This window comes from Paenibacillus gansuensis (assembly GCF_042684925.1).
Lineage (GTDB): Bacteria > Bacillota > Bacilli > Paenibacillales > DY6 > Paenibacillus_N > Paenibacillus_N gansuensis.
In genome coordinates this window covers 646,638-666,699 of the sequence record NZ_JBHUME010000007.1, presented here as the reverse complement: position 1 = coordinate 666,699, position 20,062 = coordinate 646,638, and the positions used below count along the sequence as shown (strand labels likewise).

Genomic DNA, 20,062 nt, shown 5'->3' with positions numbered 1-20,062 from the left:
TAAGGGATCTTTCCCATAAGCTTACCTGAAATCTACATCAAAATTTGCGGATCCACATCAACGCTGATCTGCAGTTTATACGGCTTCGCCTTAGCTTCAAAAGCCGCCAGCACCGATCGGACCTGATCTACAGCGGGCGTCTCTCCCCGATATTTTACCATGCATTGGAACCGATATCTATCTTTTATCCTCGGGATCGGCGAGGCTACCGGGCCCAGCACTTCAAAGGCAGGATCGGACGATCCCGCGGCCGAAGCGCGCTCTCTTAAAGAATTCGCAAGGGCTTCTCCCATTTTGACCAAAACAGGAATTTCCTCATGAGACATCGTTATTAAAATGAGCCGGCAATAGGGCGGATACCCTCTTTCCTTACGCAGTTCCAGCTCCTCGTAAACAAACGAGCTATAGTCATGCCGGCTGGCATGTACGATACTGTAATGATCCGGCGAGTAGCTCTGGACCACCACTTCACCGGGTAGATGGTGCCTTCCGGCACGTCCGGCTACTTGGGTCAACAGCTGGAACGTTTTCTCACCCGCACGGAAATCCGGCAGATTCAAAACCGTATCCGCAGCAATCACGCCAACGAGCGTCACCTCCGGAAAATCCAGCCCTTTGGCAACCATTTGGGTACCAAGCAGCACGTCCGCCTCTTTGTTTCGGAACATCGTCAGCCACTTTTCGTGAGAACCCTTTTCCGTCGTCGTATCCACATCCATGCGTATGACGCGTATGCCCGGAAACAGTTTGCCGAGTTCTTCTTCCACCCGCTGTGTACCCGTTCCGAAAAACCGGATATGCTCGCTTTGGCACTCCGGACAGACATGAGGTTCGCGCTCGGCATAGCCGCAATAATGACAGCGCATATTCCGGGACCGCTGGTGGTATGTCAGCGAAATATCGCAATGAGGGCAGCCAGCCACAAAGCCGCATGTTCGGCACATGACAAAGGTGGAATAACCGCGCCTGTTCAGAAGCAGCACAGTCTGTTCTTTCTTCTGCAGCCGGATTTCGATCGCTTGATGCAATTCCCTGCTGAACATAGACCGGTTGCCGGCTTTCAATTCTTCCCTCAGATCGACTACTTTCACTTCAGGCAGCGGACGCCCTTCGACGCGCTCGCTCATCATCAGCAAACGGATGGCAGGTTCCTGGCCTGTTAACCGGCACGGGCGGCCCGATGCATCCACTTTGGTCTGATAAAAAGTTTCCAAAGACGGCGTAGCCGATCCCAGCACTACGACAGCATGATGCGCTTCCGCACGGCGGATCGACACATCTTTTGCATGGTACTTAGGGCTCTCCTCCTGTTTATAGGAGGACTCATGCTCTTCATCAATGATAATCAGGCCGATTTTGGTAAAAGGGGCAAAGACAGCCGATCTTGCGCCGATGGCCACTTTCACTTTCCCCGCCCGGATTTTGCGCCATTCATCATAACGCTCTCCCTGGGAAAGACGGCTGTGCAATACAGCCACTTGATCGCCAAACCTTCCTTTAAAGCGCTCCACCATCTGCGGTGTCAAAGAAATTTCGGGTACGAGGACAATCGCCTCCCGTCCATGGTCCAGACAACGCTGTATCGTCTGCAGGTATACTTCGGTTTTGCCGCTGCCGGTCACCCCTTGCAACAGATACGTACGATGGCGGTGTGCATCCAGATCGGAGGCGATTGCACGATAAGCTTCCGTTTGTTGAGGCGTCAAAGCCATAGGCCGGGTCGGTACAAAATCACGGCCCGCATACGGGTCGCGAAGCTCGTCCGTTTCCCAGATGTGAACAAGCCCCTTCTCCGCAAGGCTCTTCAGCGTCGAAGAGCTGATTTCAAGCAGTGCGAGCAGCTCCGCTTGTTTCACGGGGAAGGGATGGTTCAAGAAATGCTCCAGCACTTCCTTCTGCCTTTTCCGGTTTGCGGGCAGCCCGGCTATGTATTCCTCGACGCGGGCACGGTCTTCCGATGGGAATACGGTCAGCACTTTCTTTTGGGAAAGCCGGTCTTTGATGACCTGGACTTCTTCGAGTATGCCGGACTGAAGCAGACGCTTTACCACCGCCGCATGATCCGCGAACCTGCTCATGAGAGCTTCGGCCTTAACAGGTCCTTTTAGTTTCACATATTGCACAATGGCTTCTTCTTCCAGCGGTTCCGTGTCAAAAAGGATACCCTGTCCCTCAGTCCAGCCTATATCCGTACCACTCCCGGCTGAACCATCATCTCTTAGGTGCGGTTCTTGCCCGGAATAAGCGATATATCTTTCATATTTGGCTTTCAATGCACCCGGGAGCATGGCCTGTAAAGCGGTAATTTCATGGCATAAGTAGGTTTGGCTCATCCAGCGGGACAGCCGGACAAGCTCGGCCGTTAACGGGGGCACCAGGTCCGGCACATCCGAAATCGGCTTAATTTTGGAGGCATCGACCTCAGCTTCGTGATGCAGATCGACAACAAAGCCCTGCAGCACTCTAGGCCCGAAAGGAACGCCTACCCGGCTGCCAATCTCAACCCAGTCCGAGAGGGACGCTGGAATGCGATAGTCATAAGGCCGATTTGTCTCCTTTGATGGGATATCTACAATAATCTTTGCGTAAGTCACGAGCGGTCTCCTGACCTTTGAATCCGGGATGCTACAAGGCGCAGCAGACGGGACGCCAGCTCCTGCTTCGTCATGAGAGGCAATTCTTGCACCAACCCGCTCCGGTCAAAAATTTTGGCAATATTCGTATCCGTCCCGAAACCGGCACCCTCAAGAGCCACATTATTCGCCACAAGCAGGTCGCAATTTTTGCGGATCAGCTTTTCCATGGCGTACTGCTCCAGTTGCTCGGTCTCCGCTGCAAAACCGACGATAAACTGCCCGTTCTTCTTGCGCTGGCCCAAAGCTTGCAAAATATCAGGAGTCCGTTCAAGTTCAAGAACGAGCTCCTCTCCGGTTTTTTTTATCTTTTGTTGGAACGTTTGCTTCGGACGATAATCGGCGACCGCTGCGGCCTTGATGATAATGTCCGTCTGCGGAAGCTGTTGCAGCACTTCATCATACATTTGTTGAGCAGATCCCGTCCGAACGAGGCTAACTCCTCCCGGCACTTCCCCTGCCGATGTATTGCCTGCGACCAGGACAACCTCCGCCCCCATTCTGCGCGCTTCAGCGGCAATAGCGAACCCCATTTTACCTGAAGAATCGTTCGTAATATAACGGACCGGGTCGATCCGCTCCAGGGTGCCGCCGGCAGTCACCAGAACACGTTTCCCTTGAAGAAGCTGCTCTTCCGCAAAATACGATTCGATCGCCGCAACAACCTCTTCGGGCTCCGCAAGGCGGCCTTTGCCGACATAACCGCACGCGAGCTGCCCCTCATTCGGGTCAACGAATCTTACCCCCCTGGAAGCAAGCCTTTCTATATTCTCGATGACCGCAGGGTGCTCGTACATATGCACGTTCATAGCCGGAGCCATCACGACAGGAGCCGTTACAGCCAAAAGCGTTGTGCTGAGCATATCGTCCGCGATGCCGTTCGCCAGCTTTCCGATCACGTTTGCCGTTGCCGGCGCGACAAGAAATAAATCAGCGCTGTCAGCCAGATCAATATGGGATACTACCGACGCATCAAGTTCCTCGAACGTATCTACATACACAGGATGCTTCGATATAGTCTGAAGCGTCAGCGGCGTAATGAATTTGGTGGCGGAAGCCGTCATAATTACCTTGACAGCTGCACCTTTTTGTACGAGTTTGCTGCATATAGAAGCCGCTTTAAAAGCGGCAATGCCTCCTGATATGCCAAGAACGACCTTTTTCCCCTTTAACACCGGCACGCCCCCCTTTTCCTCATATCCACGCAAGGATGCTCTATTCTTTAAGCAAAAAAATAACAACCGCCAAGGGTTGTTAAGTGAATGCTACTTTACTCGTTCGTATACGACATGGTCTGTGTAAATTTCTTCGAGAGCCACGCCTACGAATTTGTGGGATTTCGGTTGCCGCAGTTCCGATTTCGCGCCGTCGCGGAGCAGTCTTGCCCGTCTTGATGCAGCCACCACCAAAGAGTATTTGCTGTCAACTTTACGCACCATTTCATCAATGGAAGGATATAACATCCGAACACCTCATTCTTCTATAATTGATCTATATGAAAATCCCAATACCTAGAGCTGTACGCCTTCCAGCAATTCCGTCATGACGCGTTCACGCTTGCAGTGCTCGGCCGTGATGATAGCTTGAATCCGTGAGCAGGCCGACTCAATCCGGTCGTTGACAACGGCATAGTCATAATGCTGCATCAGATTAATTTCCTCCCTGGCAGCGTTCATTCGGTGACGGATCGTTTCTTCGGATTCCGTTCCCCGGCCTACAATCCTCTGCTGTAGTTCCTGTAAAGAAGGCGGCATGAGGAACACGAATACCCCTTGAGGAAACTTCTCCTTCACCTTCAGCGCACCTTGAACCTCAATTTCCAAAATAATATCAAGGCCCTGATCCAGCGTCTTCTGCACGAAATCCCGCGGCGTTCCGTAATAGTTCCCCACATATTCAGCATATTCCAACAGCTGGTCATTTTGAATCATATCCTGAAATTGTTCTCTTGATTTAAAAAAATAGTTCACGCCGTCGAGTTCGCCCGCTCTAGGAGAACGTGTTGTGGCGGAAACCGAATATACCAGCTCCGGCGCACATTTGCGAAGTGCTGAACAGACCGTTCCCTTGCCTACGCCGGACGGGCCGGATAATACGAGTAGTAACCCTTTATTCATACGTCTCCCCAACTTTACTCATCATGGTCATCGTCTTTATTCGATAAGCGGTGCGCTACCGTTTCAGGTTGAACCGCAGACAGGATCACATGGTCACTGTCCGTAATAATCACAGCTCTTGTCCGTCTTCCGTAAGTGGCGTCGATCAGCATGTGCCGGTCGCGGGCTTCCTGGATGATCCGTTTAATGGGAGCGGACTCCGGACTGACGATAGAGATAATACGATTTGCCGATACAATGTTACCAAAACCGATGTTAATAAGTTTAATTGCCATGTTGGTTCCTCCCACAGTTCCCCTGAAAACTAAAGTTCAGTAACGCGCACTGCTCTATTATTGCCGGATGTAACAGGTGTCATACTATTTTCATAGAATGGCGCTCAAAAAACCGCCGTTATTCGATATTCTGCACCTGTTCACGGATTTTTTCAAGCTCCGCTTTCATTTCTACGACGATTCTGGTCAATTCGCTGTGATTGGCCTTAGAGCCGACGGTGTTGACTTCACGGTTCATCTCTTGAAGGAGAAAATCCAGTTTCCGTCCAACCGGATTCGGTTCGGTTAACAAATCAGCATACTGTTTGAAATGACTGTTCAATCTCGTCAGTTCTTCGTCAATGCTGGACCGTTCTGCAAAGATGGCAACTTCGGTCAGCAGCCGTTGATCTAATTGGCCCTGTTCGTCAGGCACGCAGTCCGCCAGCTTCCGGATCAGCCTCTCCCTGTATTCCGACGCCACGGAAGGAGCGGTCTTCACCAGTTGCCCGTGCGAGGAAATCAGCGCCTGCAGGCGTTCGGCAAGGTCAAGCTCCAAACTGGCGCCTTCTTTACGCCTCATGTGCTGCAGATTCCGGACTGCTTCAGAGGTGCACTCGGTGATTGCTTCTTCCCAGACACCCGTCTCGTCAGCAGACTGACTTTCGGGAAACAGAAGCGCATCCGGGAGCTGCATCAGCTCCGAAACCTCAGGCAGCCTGCCGATCCCGTAACGTTCCTTAATCTGCTTAGCCGCTTCGATATATCCGTCAAGCAAGGGCCAATTAGGCTCAGCTCTGCGGATAGCGGAGGCGCTGCGTTCTATGGCGACAAACACGTCGACACGGCCCCGTTTCACGTCCCTAAGCACGGTTTTCTTCACGAGATCCTCGTACTTCATTACTTCCCGGGGTATCCGTACCGTCACTTCACTGTAGCGGTGGTTTACGGACTTCGCCTCGACCCGCAAGTGGTATTCTCCTATCGGCCGGTCGGCCTGGCCGAAGCCTGTCATGCTGTATATCATTTCCCTTTCACATCCATTACCCTATTCTAATTCATTTTGAAAGTGGGTACAAGTGTGAATGCGGGTGTCCCGTTTTCTCCCAGACATACTGCGTAAGCTCCGCCGTCATACCGTAAAACAGGAACGGCGTCATCAAGTATATGCCGTTAAAATGCTTCATGGCCGCATCCAGCAGTTCTTTGGCAATCAGGGTGCCCATCCTGCGGCCTTCTTCGCCCTCCAGCCCGTGCATCCGGGCACGGATTTCGTCAGACAGCTGGATCCCCGGCACTTCATTATGAAGGAATTCGGCATTGCGTCCGCTGGCTAGCGGCATCACGCCGATGAAGATCGGGATGTCCAGGTGCTTGGTCGACTCATAAATCCGTTCTATAAGTCCGGGATCATATACAGGCTGTGTCATGATGTAGTCCGCTCCCGCTTGAACCTTGCGTTCCAAACGCTGAACCGCTTTATCCAAATGCTTGACGTTCGGATTAAACGCCGCCCCGACAACGAAGTTCGCCTTCTGTTTCAATTCTTTGCCGGAGAAAGCAATCCCTTCGTTCAGCTGCTTGATCATGCGGATGACCTCAAACGATTTCACGTCATACACATTGCTGGATCCCGGAAGATCGCCAAAGCTGGCCGGGTCTCCCGTGACGGCGAGCACGTGATCGATGCCCAGCGCATGCAGTCCCATCATATGGGACTGCGTTCCGATCAGATTGCGGTCACGGCACGCAATATGGATCAAGGGCCGCAGGCCCGTCTGCTGCTGCACGAGCGCGCCGAGTGCAAGATTGCTCATGCGCGTGACGGCGAGCGAGTTATCCGCCATCGTCAGCGCATCCGCGCCGGCCTCCTTGAGCGCCGCAGCGCCTTGCATGAAGCGCGCGATGTCCAGGTCGCGCGGCGGGTCAAGTTCGACGATGACCGTGTGGCGCTGCCGCACGAGATCGAGGATGTTCGGCGCCGGCTCGCCCTGCGGGGCCGGAGCTGCGGGCTGGGCCGCTGCCGTCGCGGCGGCAGCGGCGGGCGCCGCATGCGCGCGGTCCCGCGCCATGCCCGGCGCATAGCCGGTGAGCGCATCCGCTATAGCGCGGATGTGCTCCGGCGTGGTGCCGCAACAGCCGCCGATGAGGCGGGCGCCTGCGTCAGCAAACTTCAGCGCGCTGTCCGCGAAGTACTCGGGCGTGGCCATGTAGGTGTACTTGCCGTCCACATAATCCGGTATCCCCGCATTCGGGTATACCGAGAACGGAGCGGACACCGATCCGCCCACGCGCTCCAGCGCGCGCAAAATCCCGTTCGGGCCGCTGCGGCAGTTGAAGCCGACGACGTCGGCTCCCTGGTCCCGGCAGGCCTCGAACGCCTGCTCCATCGTGTGGCCGTCCAGCGTCCGCCCTACATCTTCCGTCGCGAACTGGCAGATGACCGCCGCGTTCCCTCCGATCTCCTTCACGATGCTCAAAGCCAACAGCATCTCTTCCAGATCGAAGAACGTCTCCAGCAGAATCCCGTCCACGCCGGCATCCAGCAGCGCTCCGATCTGCTCCCGTAAATCACGCTCGACAAGAGCCGTTCTGACGTTATTGCGCCGCCCGCCGCGAATGGAACCGACAGCGCCTACAATATAGGCATCTTCACCGGCCGCCTGCCGGGCGATTTCGACCCCTGCCCGGTTAATGGCCTCCACTTCGTTCTCCAAACCGAATTTCGAGAGCTTGTCCCTGTTGGCGGAGTACGTATTTGTTTCTATGATTCTAGCTCCTGCGTCATAGTAACGCCGGTGCACATCACGAATCACATCAGGTCTCGTTAAGTTTAATTCCTCATAGGAAATACCGACGGGAAACCCCAGCTGATACAAATAGGTTCCCATCGCTCCGTCGCCGATCAGTATGGTACGGGCCAAAGCCTCCCGCAAATCCGGTTTCATCCCAATCCCACCTATCAAAATAGTAACCTCTACTTTATCATAAAACGCTAGAGAACATAAGAGAAAAATAAGGTTTCAGCAAAAAAGGGGAGCCCCCGGCCCCCCCTTTACCATCCTCTTACAAACTGCCCTTAAATACTTCCGCAGCAGGTCCCGTCATGTACACATGATTGTCCTGCTCGTTCCACTCGATATACAGGTCGCCGCCTTTAAGGGAAATCGTTGCGCTGCGGTCTGTCTTTCCGTTCAGTACGGATGAAACCAGCGTTGCGCAAGCTCCGGTTCCGCAAGCCAGTGTAGGCCCGGCGCCGCGTTCCCATACGCGCATATCAGCCTGGTCCCGGCTGTTGACGGTTACGAATTCAACGTTAATCTTGCGCGGGAACATCGGATGTGTCTCGAGCTTCGGTCCCCATTCCGCAAGGTCAAAGTTTACCGCGTCGTCTACATAAATAACACAGTGCGGATTCCCCATCGAAACCGCTGTGAAGCGGAACTCATGCCCGTTTACCTCAATCGGATAATCGACAACCTGATCCTGATCGACCGTAGTTGGAACCTGCGTCCCTTTGAGAATCGGCTGGCCCATGTTCACGCGGACGGTCGCCACTTTGCCGTCCTGGACATTCAGCTGTACCTGCTGTGCTCCGGCGCCGATCGTTTCGATCGTGATTTCGGCTTTCTCAATCAGTTTATGGTCATAGACGTATTTCGCCACGCAGCGGATCGCGTTCCCGCACTGCTCCGCTTCGGAACCGTCAGAGTTAATGATGCGCATCATAAAATCGGCTTTACCCGACGGCAAAATGTAGACCAGCCCGTCCGCTCCGATACCGAAGAAACGGTTGCACAGCTCAATCGCCAGCTCCGGCGCATTGGCAGGCAGTTCCTTCTCTCCATATAAGACGATAAAGTCGTTCCCCAGCCCGTTCATCTTAGTAAATTCCATAATAAAACAGCTCCCTTTGCAATCAAAATACCGGCTAGCCAATATTTTACCGCAAAAGAAGCTGTATGAGTAGGGATCAACCCGATGAATCTTTGTACTTTTTAACACACCGGCGTAATCTACCGGAACATCGGTTTCGCGTTCATGTTCATGGATTTATCCTTCTTCTTCTTAGAAGTGCTCATCACGCTGCCCAATCCCATCAGGAACGTTGGAATGCCCGCAAAGATGAATACGATAATCCATTCTTTCAAGTGAAGCGGCACCGTTTTGAAAATCGGCTGCAGCTGTTCGATGTACACCACACCCAGAAGAAGCAGAACGGATGAAATGACCGACAGCACAAGCAATTTATTCTGGAATGGATTCCGGTGGAAAATGGAGCGTGAACTGCGGCAGTCGAATACATGGATCAGCTGGGCCATAACCAGGGTGGCGAAAGCAACGGTCTGGGCGAGCACCAGCTGTGCCTTGTCGTCCGGGTTCTCCCGAAGCACGAGCCAGAATGCAGCAAGCGTACACACGCCGATCAAAGCGCCGCGGCTGATGATTTTCCAGCCGAGCCTGCGCGCAAAAATATTCTCTTTCGCCGAACGCGGCTTATGCTGCATCAAGTCCTTCTCTGCCTGATCGACGCCAAGAGCCATCGCAGGCAAGCCGTCCGTCACCAGGTTTACCCAAAGGATTTGGATCGGAATTAACGGCAGCGGCAGTCCGACCATCATAGCTATAAACATAGTTAGGATTTCCCCGACATTGGAAGCAAGCAGATAACGGATAAATTTACGGATATTTTCGTAGATGCCTCTTCCCTCTTCAATCGCAGCTACGATCGTCGCGAAGTTATCGTCATTCAGAACCAGCGAAGAAGCTTCCTTGGATACATCCGTTCCTGTAATACCCATGGCGATCCCGATATCGGCCGCTTTGATGGCAGGTGCGTCGTTCACGCCGTCGCCTGTCATCGCCACAACATGCCCTTTCCGCTGCAGCGCCTTTACAATACGCAGCTTATGTTCAGGAGAAACGCGGGCGTACACATAAATATCATCCACTCTTTTATCCAGCTGATCGTCGGACATCGCCGACAACTGTTGGCCGTTCAGCGTCAGCCCGCCTCGAGGAAGCATGCCCAGCTGTCCGGCAATGGCTTCCGCCGTCGTCTGATGGTCTCCCGTAATCATGACGGTTTTGATGCCGGCACGTCGGCAGGTGGCGATAGCATCCCGCACTTCCCTGCGCGGCGGATCGATCATCCCTGCAAGTCCGACGAAAATCAGTCCTGCTTCCACATCCTCTTCCGATTGGGAACGGTCATACGTTTTCAGCTCCCGGAAAGCAAGACCCAGCACCCTTAAAGCGGAACGCGCCATCTCTTCGTTTGCTGCGAGCACTTTATTTTTCAAGGTAGGCGTAAAAGGTACGACCTTGCCATCCCACAGGGCATAACTGCATTGTCCAAGCAGCACATCGGGTGCGCCTTTTGTATAGACTAGACGCCCGCCTTGATGCTCCACCAGTACGGACATCCGTTTGCGCTCGGAATCGAACGGAAACTCGGCTACCCTTTTGTATAACCCTTGCAAAGAGTCTGCTGTAATCCCCTGCTTCGCCCCTAGTACAACAAGCGCCCCTTCTGTCGGATCCCCTTTAATCTCCCAGGCTGTTTCCGGCTGCGAGTCCTTGGAACGCTTTTTCTTCTTTTCTTCCGCCGCCGTTTCCGTTAAAACCGCATTATTGCACAGCACTGCAATCTGCAGCAGCCGGCGAAGCGTCTGGTCATGCTGAACGTCGGCTTTTTTGCCGTTTTTCATAACATGGCCTTGCGGCTCGTAGCCTTCCCCGGTTACTTCCGACAACTCGCCGTCCATCCAAAGATGGGTGACTGTCATCTTGTTTTGGGTGAGCGTACCGGTTTTGTCGGAACAGATGACGGAAGCGCACCCCAGCGTTTCCACCGAAGGCAGCTTTCGCACAATAGCCTTGCGCTTGATCATGCGCTGCACACCCAGGGCGAGAGCGATCGTAACAATGGCAGGCAGGCCCTCCGGAATTGCCGCTACCGCCAGCGACACGCCGGCAAGGAACATACCGTATACGGGCTGTCCGTGCATAATTCCCGCGACCACGACCATAACAGTTAAGCCTAAAGCTACTATAATCAGAATTTTCCCCAGTTGTTCCAACCGGTGCTGCAGAGGCGTTTCCATCGTATCCGTATTTTGAATCAGGTCGGCGATTTTGCCCATTTCCGTTGCCATACCTGTCCGGACTACGACGGCCCTTGCTGTGCCCCGGGTCACCATCGTTCCCATGAAACCGCAGTTTTTCTGGTCTCCCAAAGGAACTTCCCCCGGACTTGCGAGCGCTTCGCTATGCTTGTTAACGGGGACGGACTCTCCGGTCAAAGCGGACTCTTCAATATACAGGGAATTTGTTTCTAAAAACCTTACATCCGCCGGTACACGGTCTCCGCTCTCCAACAGCACAATATCTCCAGGTACGAGCGTATAAGCCGGTATTTGTTCCACGGACCCGTCACGCACTACTTTTGCCGTATAGGCGGACAGTTCTTTCAAAGCCCTGAGCGATCGTTCTGCCCGAAACTCCTGAATAAATCCTAATACCCCGTTAATGACAATGATAGCAATGATCGTAATCGCATCGAGGTATTCTCCCAGCAAACCGGAAATCAGGGTAGCCCCCATCAGTACGAGAACCATAAAATCCTTGAACTGATTCAAAAACAGCGTAATGGGAGAAACCCTCTCGCCTTCCGATAATTCGTTGAAACCGTGGACCTCCTGCCTCTTTTCCGTTTCATCTTTGGTCAACCCGTCTACCGGATGCGTTTTTTGAGCGTTCAGTACCTCATTTGCGCTCATCTGATACTCTTTCATGTGATCCATCCCTCGCAACCTCCTCGTCACTTGCCTTTTGCATGGCAGACATGTCCCTTTAGCTAACTTTATTCAGACAAGCCGCGAAATATCCCAGCCTGTACTTAAGTTTTTGATCAAAGTATGGCATGATAGAGAAAGTCTACATGGAAGAGGAGTGGCAGCAATGGCATTAGACGGACTAGTCGTGCGTGCGGTCGTACATGAATTGCAAATGTGTGTCGGCAGCCGCATTAACAAAATACATCAACCGAACCCCCACGATATCATTCTGCAGATCAGAGCCCAAGGCGCGAACCGGAAGCTGCTTTTATCTGCAAATCCTACCTACCCGAGAGTTCATTTCACCACAGGTTCGTATACCAATCCGATGGACGCCCCGATGTTCTGTATGCTTCTCCGCAAGCATTGCGAAAGCGGCATTATCGAGGCTGTGGAACAGGTGGATAATGAAAGGATTATCCGGATTCAAGTTCGGCAGAGGGACGAGTTGGGAGACCTCAGTGTCAAAACGTTGGTCATCGAACTTATGGGACGCCACTCGAATCTGATTTTGCTGGATCCCGGGACCGGACAGATTTTGGACGGGATTCATCACGTTACGCCCGCTATCAGCAGTTACCGTATTGTCATGCCGGGCAGTACTTATGTAGGGCCGCCGGAACAAGGCAAGCTGAACCCGTTAACGGCCGGCGAGGCAGAGGTAAAAGGGATTTTGGCACAAGAGGGCTTTGATTTAAAACCGGAACAAGGGATCGTCCAGCATTTCAGCGGTCTGTCCCCTCTGGCCGCCCGGGAAATCGTGTTCCGCAGCGGAACTCATACAGCGGAGGGCTTGGCGGAAGCGTTTCTTCAAACGATGGAGGATATGCGGGCGCATAACTATGTTTACAATATCGTAGAGAACGAAGCCACGGGCAAAGCCGTTTTTTCCGTGTTGGAATTGAGGCATGCGGAAGGCTCCGCGGTGTTGTTTGAATCGCTAAGCGAATGCCTTGAAGCCTATTACGGGGACAAAGCGGAACGGGATACGGTAAAACAGCGGGTATCCGACCTGATCCGTTTTCTGCAAAACGAGAAAAGCAAAAATGAGAAAAAGCTTGAAAAACTGCATGAAACGGTAGAGGAAGCCAAGGATGCCGATAAATTCCGGATTACGGGAGAGCTATTGACAGCTTCTCTGCATCTTCTTAAACGCGGCGATAAGGATATTGAAGTGGTGAATTATTATGACGAGGATCAGGCTTTGATCAAAATTCAACTGGATCCGCAGCTCACCCCTTCGGAGAACGCTCAGCGTTATTTTAAAAAATATAACAAAAGCAAAAACAGCCTGATGATCGTAGGGGAACAAATCGAAAACACCCACAAAGAGAACGTGTATATCGATTCCCTATTACAGCAGTTAAGCAATGCATCGTTAAGCGACATCGACGAAATCCGCGAGGAACTTACAGAGCAGGGTTACATCCGGGACCGTGCCAAAAAAGGCAAGAAAAAGAAGAAATCCGATAAGCCCCAGCTGCTTTGCTACACTTCCAGCGAAGGCATTCCTATTTATGTAGGCAAAAACAACACACAAAACGAGTATTTGACAAACCGGTTAGCATCGCCATCAGACACCTGGCTGCACACGAAAGATATTCCGGGGTCTCATGTCGTGATTAAGAGCCCAAGCTTTGGCGACCCTACGCTGGAAGAAGCGGGGATGCTAGCCGCTTATTACAGTCAGGCCAGAGAATCCAGCCAAGTGCCTGTCGACTATACGTTGATCCGGCATGTCCGCAAACCGAACGGCGCCAAGCCCGGATTTGTTATTTTCGATCATAACAAGACATTGTATATTACTGCAGATGAAGATCGGATCAAGAAACTCCCGTTTGTAGTGAAATGAGAAACAGCCGTCCTATAACAGGGCGGCTGTTCTGCTTGCTTATTTAAGGGACTGCAAGTTTGCGGCTTATCCATTAGTATCTAACAGCTGCTTTACCTTAAGCACGGTTTCCTTTCCTTGGCCCGAAATCATATGAACCCGCTTGGTACCCTCCAGCAGCTCGTCTTTTTCAAAGATTCTGCCTCCAAGAAACACCTTGGTTGCCAGACCGAGCTCAACAATACGCTTGTCCAGCTCCTTCAGAAACGGTATCGTTTCCGCAAAGAGGACATTGGTGGAGTAGCTGAATGTAAAAGCGGCCGGTTTAAGCTGCTCGAGACAGTCCATAATCCCTTTCTCAGCCGGCGACGCACCGAGGTACACGATCTGGAAACCGAGTTGAAGCGCATAAAATCCGAAGAACAATATCCCTAATTCGTGGCGTTCCCGCGGCCCGCAAGCCGTCACGATCAAAGGGCTGTCCGGCATTGCCTGGTACATGTTCTTCATCGCCAGAAGCCTTTCCCGAAGAAAATGGCTTCCGAAATGCTCCTGATACTCGGAGATCTCATTTCGTTCCCAAAGTTCGCCGATTTCCACAAGTACCGGCTGGATGATCTGCTGAAGCACAAAGTCCATGGAATGGAGTGCCAGCAGTTGATCGAACCAGCGCTGCGAAGAGTCTGCATCCAAATTGATCAAATGGCGGATCAGCGTTTTCTGATATTCCCTGACTTCTCCTCGAGGCTCGGAAACGGAATGGGAAGATGGGTTTCGGTCAGAGGATGCTTGCAACAATCCCTCCGCCGGCGACGAGGCCGGCAAAGTCCCGATCATCTGCCGTTCTTTGACCGCAAGATTGATCGGGACTCCTTCATCCACCCGTCTCTTCAGCCAGGCCAGCGTGTCAATATGCTCGCTTGTATAACCTCTATAACCGTTCGGAAAACGTTCCGGGGTAACAGCCTGATAACGCTCTTCCCATTTACGGATCAATTGTGTAGACAAACCTGAACGCAAAGACACTTCTTTTATTGTATATAATCGTTGTTGGTTCATCATTATCCATCTCCGTTACAGGTGTATGGTAACATTATAAACCATTTACAAACGTTATACAATGATGTTTACATATCGGCTAAAGCTTATACTCCGGTTTTCCACTCCTGTGTAAGTTTCAGCAAATAGGCTTTAAGCTGATCAGACAATTCAGGGCGCTGCAGTGCAAGTTCAATGGTAGCCTCGATATATCCGAATTTATTGCCCGTATCATAGCGCTTGCCTTCAAAGCTGTATGCCAGCATTGGCTTTGTGCGGTTCAGCGTGCGCAGCGCGTCAGTCAGCTGAATTTCTCCGCCCCTCCCCGGCTGCTGGTTCTCCAGTATGCCGAAAATTTCCGGCTCAATAATATATCTTCCTATGACGGCATAGTTGGACGGTGCTGTTCCTTGTTCCGGCTTCTCTACAAGATCGCGGATATAAGCATGCTGGCCTTGTCCCGACAGCTGTTTCTCAGGTGACACTACGCCATACCTGTGTACCTCTTCCTCCGGCACTTCCTGAACAGCAATCACGGAAGCGTGGTTTTCATCGTAAATGTCCAGCATTTGGCGCAGGCAGGGCTTCTCCGAATGGATAATGTCATCACCCAGCAGTACGGCAAAAGGCTCGTCGCCAATAAAGCTTTTGGCACACAGTACGGCATGTCCTAAACCAAGCTGTTCCTTTTGCCGGATGTAATGAATGTCGACCATACTCGAAATGCCGCGAACGATCTCCAGCATTTCGGTATTGCCTTTCTCTTCGAGCATATATTCCAGTTCGAAGGATCGGTCAAAATGATCCTCAATGGCACGCTTATTCTTTCCCGTAACGATAATAATAGCTTCAATTCCGGATGCAATGGCTTCTTCCACTATGTATTGAATCGCGGGCTTGTCCACGATAGGCAGCATTTCTTTAGGCTGTGCCTTTGTGGCCGGCAGGAATCGGGTTCCAAGTCCTGCAGCCGGAATAATTGCTTTGCGGATTTTCACTGGTTTCTCTCTCCCTTTTAGCTGTGCTTTCTTGTGTTTTGAAGCTGCGTTACCGCCTCAATTGTCACTTTGCTTGATCCAAGAGCGGCATGAAATACGACCCCGTTGCGCTCCCCGTGATAGTCGGATCCTCCGGTTTGAATCAGATCGTAACGCTCTGCGAGCATACGGTATTTAGCGGAGTCTTCGGGCCTATGGTCTGAGTGATATACCTCGATCCCATCAAATCCTCCCTGAACCATTTCTTCCACAAGCTCGTCCATCTGATATAGGCCCGGATGGGCCAATACCGCACATCCGCCGGCCTCATGAATCCATCGGACAGCATCTGCGGGTGTGATACGAGGCGGATTGACATAAGCGGCACCGTTCTTTCCCAGATACCGGTCGAACGCTTCCTGCATGGTGGCTGCATACCCTTTCTTAACAAGAAGATCGGCAATATGGGGCCTGCCGACCGTTTCGTCCGGGTCTTCTTTGTTTACATTACTCAAAATTTCTTCCATTGTAATATTCATACCCAGTTCATTCAGCCTAGCCACCATCATCTCGTTTCTAATATCCCTGGTCCGGCGTAATTCGCCAAGTCTTTCGACGAACAGCGGGTTATGGAAATCCATATAATAACCCAGCACATGGATATCCTGGCCGCCTGCAACCGTGCTGATTTCCACACCGGGTACAACTGTAATGCCCAGGCGCTCCCCCTCGGCAATCGCCTCCGGCAGTCCGGCAACGGTGTCATGATCTGTAACCGCCACTGCGGCAAGGCCCGCTTCCCATGCCAATCGCACGTTGACTGCGGGAGGGTTCGTTCCGTCCGACGCGGAAGTATGCGTATGAAGATCGGCATAGCCCTGCTTGTCCTGGACTGATCGGTCACTCACAATAAGTCCTCCTTTTGTTTTCTTCAGGTTACCAAACTTAGAGCCATTGACTCAAATCCCGTTCGCGCAAAAAAGTTAGGAAGGTAACCGCAGAAATAGGAAGCAGGGTGGATTTCAGGTAAATGGAATAGAATTTCCGCATAAATTGAACATCTTCTATTTCCACAACGCGCAGTATCCCCAAGGCCAGTTCATGCTTAACCGACGATTGGGACAGAATCGTTATTCCAAGCCCTGCCTCGACAGCGGATTTGACTGCACCTGTACTTCCAAGTTCCATCACGATTTTCATCGCTCCGGCATCGATTCCTGCCTGCTGCAGCGCTTCATGCATAACCTGGCGGGTGCCGGAACCCTGTTCTCTAAGGACAAAAGGGTACTCCAGCATTTGCTCTGCCTTTATTATCCCCTGTTCCGTGAGAGGATGGCCTGCGGGTACTATTAATTTCAGTTCATCATTCAACACTGGTTCTATATGTATGTCAGGATGCTGCACCGCAGCTTCCACGAGCCCGAAATTGAGCTGATGCTTCAATATCTCCTCCAGTATTTGCGTTGTATTAATCACCTTCATCTGGATGGAAATGTTGGGATACTCCTTACCGAAGGGTCCTAGCAGACGCGGAAGAATATATTCTCCGAAAGTCAGACTGGCGCCAAGCTGCAGCCTCCCTTGCAGCATGTGCGTAAACTTGGACATGGCTACTTCGGTATCTTTCATCAGATTGATACTGTTTAGTGCGTAGGGAATTAATTCACGGCCTGCTTCTGACAACTCGATCCGCTTCGTTGAACGGTGGAACAGCTTGGTTCCAAAATACTCTTCAAGCGATTGGACCTGCATCGTCACCGCCGGCTGCGTCATATGCAGTGCGGCAGCCGCGGCAGAGAAGCTCCCTTTTTCGGCAACTGTGTAAAAGATATGAAGCTGGTGGAAATTCAAAGCCACGTAAACGATACCTCCTGACAATCAGTAATATAAAATTTTCCAAAAAAATAAAAAAGCATGTAGACCATTGTACCTACATGCTCTTCCGATATTATTTGCGTTTGCGGCTGTTCTTAATGAGTGTCATCCGGCGGGAATGCCGCAGCCACGAGTAATAAGATTTTAAGTCCCTAAGCTCGATCGTCTCCGACATACGTCCCAGGAATGTGACAATGATCATCTTATGGAGCGGGTTCCCGAGCAGGTCTACTTCATTCTCCAAAACCGAAAATTCCGCGACCATGACCAGGTCATCCTCTATGAGATAAACATCCTGCTCTTTTCTATAATAGGGCTGAACGCAGTCTTTCTTCAGCTTTTCCCAAAGAAAGTCACAAATGTCCTCATATCCGGTTTTCTCGGTTTCCACACGGTCGACCCACCTGGATCTGGCATGATTCGTAATCACGATATCCGCTACCTTCTTATCGCCTAGCATCACATAAAAAGGTTCGTATGTGCTCCACCGACCCATGATCTTGTCTTTCATTCCTGCTACCCCTTTCCTGCTACTGGGCCTTGAAACCTATTACAATTAACACTGTTAATTGTACTTCACATTGGCAGAATTTCCAATTGAAATTTTTAAGGTGTTACAAAATTGTAACTTTTTGGGTCATGATCCCCGGCCTAGTAGGAGTAGAAAGCTGTTTTATCAGGAACATTACTGTTATATTCTGTTTTGATTTCCGTTCTGTAGGAACGTTCGATTTTTTTGACAAACGATAGCTTTTGGATCGCTTTTGTTGTATCCTCTAATCCTGCGGCATTCACATACATCGCTACATAAGACATCTTCTTCGAAATATAGTGGATACTGCCGTACCGCTCCAGCGACTTAGCCGCTTTGAGATCGCTGATCCATACGATTAAACCTGCTCTTTCTTTGAACATGGCAGAAGCCTCACTTTGCTTATTATTATAGATATGGTTAAGGAGAACCGGACTATGCAACTAAATTGTTCTGAACCGATGATTCATGTTTCGCGGGGCCCGCTGACAGAGTCCGTACACCGCGGTTTTATAGCAGTTACCGACACGGAAGGAAACGTTCTTTATCAATTAGGTGATCCGGATTATATAACGTTCGCCAGATCTGCCGCCAAACTCCTGCAAGCACTTCCCGTAATAGAATCAGGAGCTGTTGACCGTTACGGCCTGAACGAGCGGGAAATTTCCTTATTAAGCGCTTCCCATAGCGGAGAAGCCGAGCATGTAGATACCGTTCATTCTATCTTACGCAAAATCGGAGCCGCTGAAGATGAACTTCAATGCGGCCCTCATTTTCCGCTGAACCGGGACGCCGCTTCCCTGATAAGGGAGCGCGGCGGGAAGCCCGGCCGGGTTCATAATAACTGCTCGGGTAAACATTCGGGGATGCTCGCTTGGTCGCATCATCTAGGTGAAGCAACGGAACACTACATGTCGCCTGACCACCCCGTCCAGCAGGCTATGCTGGGCGCAGTTGCCGATATGGCCGGTCTGGCGCCATCCGGCGTCGTCCTCGGCACGGACGGCTGCGGCGTGCCGGTATTCGGCATGCCGCTTCGCCGGCTTGCGCAGGCGTATGCCCGCCTGGGCCGCCCGGACGGCCTGCCGGACGAACGCGCGGCAGCCTGCCGCCGGGTGACCGCTGCTGTTGCGCGTCACCCGTTCTACCTTGCCGGAACGGACCGCTTCGACACTCGATTAATCGAGGTGTCGCAAGGCCGGATCCTCGGCAAGTTCGGCGCCGAAGGCGTGTTCGCGCTGTCCGTGCCGGACCGCGGCTGGGGCCTGGCGCTGAAGGTAGAGGACGGCGCGGAGCGCGCCCTCTACCCGGCAGTGCTCGAAGCGGTAAGCCAGCTGGGCTTGCTTACCGCTTCGGAGCTTGCGCAGCTGGCCGCGTTCCGCCGGCCTGAACTGCGCAACTGGGCCGGAACGCAGGTGGGATACATCACACCTGCGTTCCGGCTGGAGCCGCGAGGGTAATTCCCGCGCGGCTGGCGGCGCTTAGCCGCAATTGCCGCTGCAGCCGCCTCCGGTGCTGCAACCTCCGCCTTTAGGCAGCGGGTCGTTGCTTGGCACCTTCACCGATGCGGAAACCGCGTGAGCGATCGTCGTCGACACTTCATGAAGTAGATCGTCCAGCGCTTTCTCCGCCAGCTTGAACTCGCGCACTTCCTCAATCGCATCCAGCTCGAGCTGAGCTTCCTTCATCTCTTCCATAGCCCTGTGATATTCGGGATGAAATCGGCCGAAGCGCTGACATTCTTCAAACAGCTCTTTCTTCTTCTCAAAGGCCTTGACCTGTTCCCGTACTGCGGGGCTCCGGTCAACGGCCTGTTTCCACTGCAGGTATGCTCTTACTTCCTGTGAAGCATTTATCAGGTCGCCTATTTGATAGGCTTCCATTAACAAAGAGGACATGTCTATCGTCCGTTGTTCCATTATACTCATGGCACATCATTCCTATTCTTTGAAAAACTTAAATCTCT

General features: G+C 52.1%; 18 protein-coding genes. 2 read left to right on the top strand and 16 right to left on the bottom strand.

The features are described 5' to 3' along the window. Positions 1-32: 32 nt before the first annotated feature. The 9 genes from priA to ACFSUF_RS10815 form a co-directional block, all read right to left on the bottom strand. A complete protein-coding gene (priA, locus tag ACFSUF_RS10855; protein WP_377602780.1) occupies positions 33-2,594 on the bottom strand; it encodes a primosomal protein N' in 2,562 nt (853 codons plus the stop codon). After that, a complete protein-coding gene (gene coaBC, locus ACFSUF_RS10850; protein WP_377602778.1) occupies positions 2,591-3,808 on the bottom strand; it encodes a bifunctional phosphopantothenoylcysteine decarboxylase/phosphopantothenate--cysteine ligase CoaBC in 1,218 nt (405 codons plus the stop codon). Before coaBC ends, priA begins: the two co-directional genes overlap by 4 nt. Before the next feature lie 90 nt (positions 3,809-3,898). Then, positions 3,899-4,096 carry a DNA-directed RNA polymerase subunit omega gene (gene rpoZ / locus ACFSUF_RS10845; RefSeq protein ID WP_377602777.1) on the bottom strand — a complete coding sequence of 66 codons (198 nt, stop codon included), beginning with the start codon at positions 4,094-4,096 and terminating at the stop codon, positions 3,899-3,901. 48 nt (positions 4,097-4,144) lie between these two features. Continuing rightward, entirely contained in the window at positions 4,145-4,750 is a 606-nt protein-coding gene (gene gmk, locus ACFSUF_RS10840) for a guanylate kinase (RefSeq protein WP_377602776.1), read from the bottom strand. A 14-nt stretch (positions 4,751-4,764) separates the two neighbouring features. After that, entirely contained in the window at positions 4,765-5,025 is a 261-nt protein-coding gene (gene remA / locus ACFSUF_RS10835) for an extracellular matrix/biofilm regulator RemA (RefSeq protein ID WP_009672664.1), read from the bottom strand. 118 nt (positions 5,026-5,143) lie between these two features. Then, entirely contained in the window at positions 5,144-6,031 is an 888-nt protein-coding gene (locus ACFSUF_RS10830; protein ID WP_377602775.1) for a YicC/YloC family endoribonuclease, read from the bottom strand. A gap of 31 nt (positions 6,032-6,062) precedes the next feature. Further along, complete coding sequence (locus ACFSUF_RS10825; protein ID WP_377602774.1) at positions 6,063-7,952, bottom strand: bifunctional homocysteine S-methyltransferase/methylenetetrahydrofolate reductase; 1,890 nt, start codon at positions 7,950-7,952, stop codon at positions 6,063-6,065. A 118-nt stretch (positions 7,953-8,070) separates the two neighbouring features. Next, positions 8,071-8,901: a diaminopimelate epimerase gene (gene dapF, locus ACFSUF_RS10820; protein ID WP_377602773.1), complete on the bottom strand. Its 831-nt coding sequence runs from the start codon at positions 8,899-8,901 to the stop codon at positions 8,071-8,073. Between the two features lie 119 nt (positions 8,902-9,020). Next, positions 9,021-11,810 carry a calcium-translocating P-type ATPase, SERCA-type gene (locus ACFSUF_RS10815; protein WP_377602772.1) on the bottom strand — a complete coding sequence of 930 codons (2,790 nt, stop codon included), beginning with the start codon at positions 11,808-11,810 and terminating at the stop codon, positions 9,021-9,023. A 157-nt stretch (positions 11,811-11,967) separates the two neighbouring features. Between ACFSUF_RS10815 and ACFSUF_RS10810 the strand changes: the two genes are divergently transcribed. Then, positions 11,968-13,695: an Rqc2 family fibronectin-binding protein gene (locus tag ACFSUF_RS10810; RefSeq protein WP_377602771.1), complete on the top strand. Its 1,728-nt coding sequence runs from the start codon at positions 11,968-11,970 to the stop codon at positions 13,693-13,695. A gap of 66 nt (positions 13,696-13,761) precedes the next feature. Here the strand turns inward: ACFSUF_RS10810 and ACFSUF_RS10805 are convergent, their stop codons facing one another. The 6 genes from ACFSUF_RS10805 to ACFSUF_RS10780 all read right to left on the bottom strand — a co-directional run bounded on the left by ACFSUF_RS10805 (position 13,762) and on the right by ACFSUF_RS10780 (position 18,479). Then, entirely contained in the window at positions 13,762-14,736 is a 975-nt protein-coding gene (locus ACFSUF_RS10805; protein ID WP_377602769.1) for a MerR family transcriptional regulator, read from the bottom strand. An 83-nt stretch (positions 14,737-14,819) separates the two neighbouring features. Continuing rightward, the gene (galU, locus tag ACFSUF_RS10800; RefSeq protein ID WP_377602768.1) at positions 14,820-15,710 is read right to left on the bottom strand and encodes a UTP--glucose-1-phosphate uridylyltransferase GalU; all 891 of its coding nucleotides are present in this window, start codon (positions 15,708-15,710) and stop codon (positions 14,820-14,822) included. Between the two features lie 17 nt (positions 15,711-15,727). Then, the gene (locus ACFSUF_RS10795; RefSeq protein WP_377602766.1) at positions 15,728-16,597 is read right to left on the bottom strand and encodes a PHP domain-containing protein; all 870 of its coding nucleotides are present in this window, start codon (positions 16,595-16,597) and stop codon (positions 15,728-15,730) included. 37 nt (positions 16,598-16,634) lie between these two features. Continuing rightward, positions 16,635-17,546, bottom strand: a complete 912-nt coding sequence (locus ACFSUF_RS10790; RefSeq protein ID WP_377602764.1) for a selenium metabolism-associated LysR family transcriptional regulator — start codon at positions 17,544-17,546, stop codon at positions 16,635-16,637. Between the two features lie 91 nt (positions 17,547-17,637). Next, entirely contained in the window at positions 17,638-18,075 is a 438-nt protein-coding gene (locus tag ACFSUF_RS10785; protein ID WP_377602762.1) for a hypothetical protein, read from the bottom strand. A 140-nt stretch (positions 18,076-18,215) separates the two neighbouring features. Next, a complete protein-coding gene (locus ACFSUF_RS10780) occupies positions 18,216-18,479 on the bottom strand; it encodes a YlbG family protein (protein WP_377602761.1) in 264 nt (87 codons plus the stop codon). Positions 18,480-18,533: 54 nt separating this feature from the next. Here ACFSUF_RS10780 and ACFSUF_RS10775 point away from each other — a divergent pair, with 54 nt between their 5' ends. Next, the gene (locus ACFSUF_RS10775) at positions 18,534-19,556 is read left to right on the top strand and encodes an asparaginase (protein WP_377602759.1); all 1,023 of its coding nucleotides are present in this window, start codon (positions 18,534-18,536) and stop codon (positions 19,554-19,556) included. Positions 19,557-19,577: 21 nt separating this feature from the next. Here the strand turns inward: ACFSUF_RS10775 and ACFSUF_RS10770 are convergent, their stop codons facing one another. Next, the gene (locus ACFSUF_RS10770) at positions 19,578-20,024 is read right to left on the bottom strand and encodes a YlbF family regulator (protein WP_377602757.1); all 447 of its coding nucleotides are present in this window, start codon (positions 20,022-20,024) and stop codon (positions 19,578-19,580) included. Positions 20,025-20,062: the final 38 nt, after the last annotated feature.